The sequence below is a fragment of the Nostoc sp. genome, assembly GCF_036917815.1.
GTDB lineage: Bacteria > Cyanobacteriota > Cyanobacteriia > Cyanobacteriales > Nostocaceae > Nostoc.
This window is the reverse complement of sequence record NZ_JBALEK010000033.1, coordinates 20,766-27,796: the sequence shown is the minus strand read 5'-3', so window position 1 is coordinate 27,796 and position 7,031 is coordinate 20,766. Positions and strand designations below refer to the sequence as shown.

General features: G+C 46.1%; 6 protein-coding genes. 5 read left to right on the top strand and 1 reads right to left on the bottom strand.

What is annotated here, in order from left to right:
- From V7K97_RS08340 to lpxB, 5 genes are all read left to right on the top strand, one after another.
- A partial coding sequence (locus V7K97_RS08340; RefSeq protein ID WP_334800396.1) for a BamA/TamA family outer membrane protein occupies positions 1-2,239 on the top strand: 2,239 nt, incomplete at its 5' end.
- A 197-nt stretch (positions 2,240-2,436) separates the two neighbouring features.
- Positions 2,437-3,357: a UDP-3-O-acyl-N-acetylglucosamine deacetylase gene (gene lpxC, locus V7K97_RS08335; RefSeq protein WP_334800395.1), complete on the top strand. Its 921-nt coding sequence runs from the start codon at positions 2,437-2,439 to the stop codon at positions 3,355-3,357.
- A gap of 101 nt (positions 3,358-3,458) precedes the next feature.
- Complete coding sequence (gene fabZ, locus V7K97_RS08330) at positions 3,459-3,989, top strand: 3-hydroxyacyl-ACP dehydratase FabZ (protein WP_334800394.1); 531 nt, start codon at positions 3,459-3,461, stop codon at positions 3,987-3,989.
- Positions 3,990-4,297: 308 nt separating this feature from the next.
- Complete coding sequence (gene lpxA, locus V7K97_RS08325; RefSeq protein ID WP_334800393.1) at positions 4,298-5,116, top strand: acyl-ACP--UDP-N-acetylglucosamine O-acyltransferase; 819 nt, start codon at positions 4,298-4,300, stop codon at positions 5,114-5,116.
- A 115-nt stretch (positions 5,117-5,231) separates the two neighbouring features.
- A complete protein-coding gene (lpxB, locus tag V7K97_RS08320; RefSeq protein WP_334800392.1) occupies positions 5,232-6,401 on the top strand; it encodes a lipid-A-disaccharide synthase in 1,170 nt (389 codons plus the stop codon).
- A gap of 145 nt (positions 6,402-6,546) precedes the next feature.
- On the opposite strand, the gene V7K97_RS08315 is transcribed toward lpxB, so the two are convergent.
- Positions 6,547-6,708: a hypothetical protein gene (locus tag V7K97_RS08315; RefSeq protein ID WP_334800391.1), complete on the bottom strand. Its 162-nt coding sequence runs from the start codon at positions 6,706-6,708 to the stop codon at positions 6,547-6,549.
- Positions 6,709-7,031 lie beyond the last annotated feature (323 nt).

The following is a 7,031-nucleotide window of genomic DNA, read 5'->3' as shown; positions in this document are numbered from 1 at the left end:
ACCTTTATTACCCACAAATCGCCAGCCATCAGCAACTCCAGACACTCCATTCCCAGGTAGTCAACAACGAACACCTGCCCCAAGCCCAGGTGTTACTCCCAATCCGCAGAATCCTAACCCGCCGACAACTCCGGAAAATACCCAACCCACTCCAGTCCCAGAAAATACCAATCCACCGACAACGGAACCTTTATTACCCACAAATCGCCAGCCATCAGCAACTCCAGACACTCCATTCCCAGGTAGTCAACAACGAACACCTGCCCCAAGCCCAGGTGTTAATCCCAATCCGCAGAATGTTAACCCGCCGACAACTCCGGGAAATACTCAACCCAACACAACCCCAGAAGCCAACGACCCCCGCGTACTAGTATCAGAAGTAGTAGTTAGATCGCAGACTGGGCAACTATCGCCAGAACTAGAAAACCAAGTTTACAAAGTAATTCGTACCCAACCAGGACGAACCACAACCCGCAGTCAACTGCAAGAAGATATTAACGCTATCTTTGGTACTGGCTTCTTCTCCAACGTTCAAGCAGCGCCAGAAGATACCCCCTTGGGAGTACGGGTGAGCTTTGTTGTCCAGCCTAACCCCGTCCTAACCAAGGTAGAAGTGCAAGCCAATCCTGGCACTGGTGTTGCTTCTGTACTACCAGCTAATACTGCCGATGAAGTATTTCGGGAGCAGTATGGCAAAATCCTCAACTTGCGTGACTTGCAAGAAGGCATCAAGCAGTTAAACAAGCGGTATCAAGACCAAGGTTACGTGCTAGCCAACGTGATTGGAGCGCCACAAGTCTCTGAAAACGGAGTTGTTACCTTGCAAATAGCAGAAGGGGTAGTAGAAAACATTAGAGTCCGGTTCCGTAATAAAGATGGTCAGGATACAGACGAGAAGGGACAACCGATTCGGGGACGGACACAAGAATACATCATTACACGAGAATTGGAGTTGAAGCCAGGACAAGTATTCAACCGCAACACAGTCCAAAAAGACCTACAGCGCGTGTATGGAGTGGGACTGTTTGAGGATGTGAATGTGTCCCTTGACCCTGGTAGTGACCCCAGTAAGGTGGATGTAGTAGTGAATGTAGCGGAACGCAGCAGTGGTTCCATTGCGGCTGGTGCAGGGATTAGTTCTGCTAGCGGACTTTTTGGCACTCTTAGCTATCAACAGCAAAACCTGAATGGTAGAAACCAAAAACTGGGAGCAGAAATACAGGTGGGACAGCAGAATTTAGTGCTGTTTGACCTGCGCTTCACAGACCCCTGGATTGCAGGAGATCCCTACCGAACTTCCTACACAACCGATATTTTTCGCCGCAGTTCTATTTCGTTGATTTTTCAGGGCAAAGATCGGAATATTAATACATTTGACCCAAATAATCCCACTAATACAGATTCTCAGGCCAGCCCCCGCATTCTCCGTTTAGGTGGTGGTGTCACTTTTAGCCGTCCCCTGTCCTCTAATCCCTACAAAACTTCCGCATGGTCAGCCTCAGCAGGTTTACAGTATCAACGAGTTTCCGCGCGTGATGCTGGTGGTAATCTCGTAAGAACAGGTGGGCTATTTGACGGTAATGGCAATCCGCTCGACCCGAATGGAAATATTGTCGCACAACCAGCCACGACTCAATTAACCGAGTCTCCAGGAGGTCAAGATGATTTGTTGCTGCTTCAAGTCGGTATACAGCACGATCTCCGTAATAACCCTTTGCAACCCACCAAAGGTTCTTATCTGCGCCTTGGTGTTGATCAGTCAGCCCCTATAGGACTAGGCAACATTCTCCTCACCAGATTACGGGGGAGCTACAGCCAATATTTACCCATCAAGTTGATTAGCTTCTCTAAAAAAGGCTCACAAACTCTAGCATTTAACTTCCAAGCAGGAACAATTCTCGGTGACTTGCCTCCCTACGAAGCTTTTACCCTTGGGGGTAGCAACTCCGTTCGGGGTTATGGAGAAGGAGACTTAGGTAGCGGGCGCAGTTATGTGCAAGCATCAGTTGAGTATCGGTTCCCAGTTTTTTCAGTAGTTAGTGGCGCACTATTTTTTGATGCTGGTAGTGACCTGGGAACCAGTACTCAAGCAGCTGAATTGTTGAACAAAAACGGTACTGGCTATGGTTATGGTCTTGGCATTCGCGTCCAGTCTCCACTGGGGCCAATTCGGATTGATTACGGTATCAACGATGAGGGTGGTAGCCAGATTAATTTCGGTATTGGCGAAAGATTTTAATTTGTCATTAGTTATTAGTGAATCACAAAGGACAACTGACAAATGACAATTAACTTTTCTGGATTAGCTTGCTAATTGTTACATTTACCTCAATACTGTTCCGATAAAGGGATTAATGACATTTTTAGGGGAATATCAGGGATTTTACCAAAACAGACGATGAACAATACTAAAGGAAATATATTGACTTTTCGGCTATGCAACAACACACTCTAGCAGCCGAAATCACCCAAATAGGGGTGGGACTACATAGCGGTGTGATTACCCAGGTGCGGATACTACCAGCTGAGGCGGGAAGTGGACGCTACTTTGTGCGGGTAGATTTACCGGATTTGCCGATCATTCCAGCCCAAGTTGCCGCAGTTAGTCACACTGTTCTCTCAACTCAGTTGGGTAAGGGTGAGATATCTGTTCGCACGGTAGAGCATTTGTTGGCAGCACTTTCGGGTATGGGCGTGGATAATGCTCGGATTGAAATTGATGGACCAGAAGTTCCGCTTGTGGATGGTTCAGCAAGTTTGTGGACAACCAACATTGCCCAAGTTGGCTTAGTATCACAAACCGTTAAAAACCAAGCTACCTTGGTTGTTACAGAACCAATCTGGGTATATCAAGGGGATGCCTTTGTATGTGCCCTCCCATCACCAGAAACCCGCTTTAGTTACGGTATTGATTTTGACCTGCCCGCCATTGGTAATCAATGGCATAGTTGGTCACTAACGGCTGAACTAGGAAAAGCTTCTGCTAGCTTTGCGGCAGAAATTGCTCCTGCCCGTACTTTTGGGTTATTGCATCAAATTGAACACTTACAAAAAACAGGGTTAATTAAAGGTGGTAGTTTGGATAATGCACTCGTTTGTGGGCCAGAAGGCTGGCTAAATCCACCATTGAGATTTGCAAATGAACCAGTCCGTCATAAAATCTTGGATTTAGTAGGAGATTTAAGTTTACTAGGGACTTTTCCTGTTGCTCATTTCTTAGCGTATAAAGCCAGTCATAATTTACATATTCAACTGGCTCAAAGAATTTTAGATTTTGGACTTCGGCTTACCTCGGCTCCGGCTCCATCGAGCGAAGTCGAGATGCTCGACACAAGTCGCTCAGTCGAACGATTTTAGATTTTGGATTGGATCTAAAGTTTAAACTCCAGGATTATATTAAGGCTTTGGATATACGCCTGCCTACTCCACTTTCAGATGAAAAATCAACTACAAGGCCAATGTCAATTCTCACTGAAGTTAATACCATCGATACCACTACAGCTACATCTACCGAACCACAGGCTATAAATGAAACTACAATCAGCTCGGAGATTAAAACAACCTTCACATCTGAAGAAATTCAGAAATTGCTACCCCACCGCTACCCATTTTTACTTGTAGACAAAATAATTGACTACGTTCCAGGTAAAAAGGCTATTGGTGTTAAAAATGTTACTATCAACGAACCCCATTTCCAAGGACATTTCCCTGAACGTCCACTGATGCCAGGGGTACTAATTGTGGAAGCAATGGCACAAGTTGGGGGCATTGTCCTAACTCAAATGTCTTCGGTAGAAGGCGGGCTGTTTGTCTTCGCTGGTATCGATAAAGTTCGCTTTCGCCGCCAGGTCGTACCGGGAGATCAACTAGTAATGACGGTGGAACTGTTATGGGTAAAACAACGTCGTTTCGGTAAGATGCAAGGTCGTGCCGAAGTTGACGGTAAACTTGCTTGTGAAGGGGAATTAATGTTTTCTCTAGTTAGCTAAAAGTTTGCTTTCGTGGTATGGGCATAGCCGTGAAATGCCTCTACTGAATCCTGAAAAGGATAACAGTAAAAAAATCCACTACAGCACCTGATAATTTCTTGATTTTGGACGCCCTCTCTACGAGACGCACTCACAAACACACTTAACTTGCTTTGCCCGACACTTTCGTTCACTGAAATACTTCACCCTCAACAACACCAGTCGCCTCGATGGGATGGCAGTTGTATAACTCTCTTAAGCAGAGTCACACGCTGCCTCAGAAACCCGCCCCGGCCCTGGCTTATCAAGACAGTTCTGGAGATTCACCCTTGAAAACGCTAATTCATCCAACTGCTGTAATTCATCCGAAATCGGAACTCCACCATACAGTGCAAGTCGGTGCCTATGCTGTGATTGGAGCGCATGTCAAAGTGGGACCTGAAACAATAATCGGCGCTCATGCAGTGCTAGAGGGTCCTTGTGAAATCGGGGCGCAAAATCAGATTTTTACAGGTGCGGCCATCGGTATGGAACCCCAGGATCTCAAGTTTGTGGGGGAACCAACCTGGGTCAAAATTGGTGATAACAATTTGATTCGTGAGTACGTTACCATTAACCGCGCTACTGGTGCCGGTGAAGCGACGGTAATTGGTGATGGCAATCTGCTCATGGCTTATGTTCATGTGGCTCATAACTGCGTCATTGAAGACCAAGTAGTGATTGCTAACTCTGTAGCCTTGGCTGGTCATGTTCATATAGAGTCACGCGCTAGGCTGAGTGGAGTTTTAGGTGTCCATCAATTTGTGCGTATTGGTAGACACGCAATGGTGGGCGGTATGGCACGTATTGACCGCGATGTAGCTCCATATATGCTGGTGGAAGGAAATCCGGCGCGGGTGCGAACCCTCAACCTTGTGGGACTGAAACGGTCTGGCATGGACTCAGCAGATTTGCTGATGCTGAAAAAAGCTTTCCGCATTCTCTACCGTTCTGATTTGTCTTTTAAGAATGCTTTGGAACAGTTGGAATTGTTAGGGGATAGCGAAGAATTGCAGCATCTGCGCCGCTTTCTGCTACTTTCTCAGATGCCTGGAAGACGTGGCTTGATTCCCGGTAAAGGGAAAAAAAGCGTGAGTGATGAATCGTGAATTATAAGTTAGGAGTTAGGAGTTATGAGTTGATGACTTAAATTTTTAACTCCTCACTCCTAACTCTTAACTATTCATTCCTAACTCATAATTTTTACTAATTACTAATTATCAAATGCGGATTTTTATCAGCACTGGCGAAGTATCTGGCGATTTGCAAGGGTCGCTGCTAATTACGGCACTGAAGCGTCAAGCTGTGGCGATTGGGTTGGAATTGGAGATTTTGGCACTGGGTGGCGAAAAAATGTCAGAGGCTGGGGCTATTCTGCTGGGAAATACCAGTAGTATTGGCTCAATGGGTATTCTAGAAGGGCTGCCCTATATTTTACCAACTCTTCAGGTGCAACGTCAGGCGATCGCTTCCCTAAAGCAAAATCCACCTGATTTAGTGGTGCTGATCGATTACATGAGTCCGAATCTGGGAATTGGGACTTACATGAAACAGCACTTACCAAATGTGCCGGTGGTGTATTACATTGCTCCCCAAGAGTGGGCTTGGTCATTGAATTTACGTAACACTAAGCGGATTGTCGGCTTTACAGATAAGCTGTTGGCAATCTTCCCCCAAGAAGCCCGTTATTTTCGAGAGAAAGGGGCAGAAGTTCGTTGGGTAGGGCATCCTTTAGTTGACCGAATGCAAGACGCTCCTAGTCGGGAAGTAGCCCGTGCAACACTGGGGATTGCACCAGAAGAAATAGCGATCGCACTTCTCCCCGCTTCTCGTCACCAAGAACTAAAATATCTTTTACCAGTAATTTTTCAAGCTGCCCAAACTATTCAAGCTAAATTACCTGAAGTTCGTTTTTGGATTCCCCTGTCGCTGGAAGTCTATAGACAGCCAATTGAGGAGGCTATTGAGCGTTACGGTTTACGGGCTACAGTTCTATCAAGTCAACAAAAGGAAGTTTTTGCGGCGGCTGATTTAGCTATTAGCAAATCTGGTACTGTCAACCTGGAACTTGCTCTGTTAAATGTTCCACAAGTTGTAGTTTATCGCCTCAGTCGTCTAACTGCTTGGATAGCTCGGAAAATCCTCAAAGGTTCTATAGTCTTTGCATCACCACCCAATTTAGTGGTGATGAAGGCGATTGTCCCCGAATTATTACAAGAGCAAGCCACACCAGAGAATATTGTCCAAACGGCGATGGATCTGCTACTTAACCCCAGTCGCAGAGAGCAAACTTTAGCAGATTATGAAGAAATGCGGCGGTGTTTGGGAGAAGTTGGAGTGTGCGATCGCGCTGCTCAAGAAATTTTACAAATGCTACCGGGGAGTGGGGAGTAGGGAGTGGGGAATGGGGAGTAGGGAATGGGGAAATTTTGTATATTTTTTGTATATTTAATATTTAACTGATTCGGCGGAATTCCCCGTCCCTCTACAGGGCGGGGATGGATAGCCGGACGACGACTTTCATCACCTCCGACCGATATCAACTGTTAGGTTGATTAGGGAGTGGGGTGCTTTCGTCGTCAATAGATGGGCTAGGTAGCCTGTCGATCCAATCCTCAGCCAACTGTGTAACTGTTTTTTCTTTGCTTCGAGCATAGAGCTTGAGTTTGTCGTAACGCTTCTGAGAAAGTCTGATCATCATCGATTTTTCTTTCATGATGTATATATATTAGCAATACATCTATGTTATGATATAAATGGTCGTTGACCCGCCCGACCGTATTGAACAGACAGGCTAACTTCAAAGTAGTAGTCAGATACTTGCCGCAGAAAAATCGGTAGATCGGGGAAAGAACACTGTTAGCTGGTTGACTATTGTCGTGAATCCAAGCGGTGTTGTGCGAATAAAAATCAAACCGCCTGTGGTAGACGGGCGGCTGCCTGTGGACGCTTTGTCAGACCATCATCGGGTTTAGTCCCGAACTTCACCAAAAGTGAAATTCCTAACGTGGCCAGGGCGGTTGA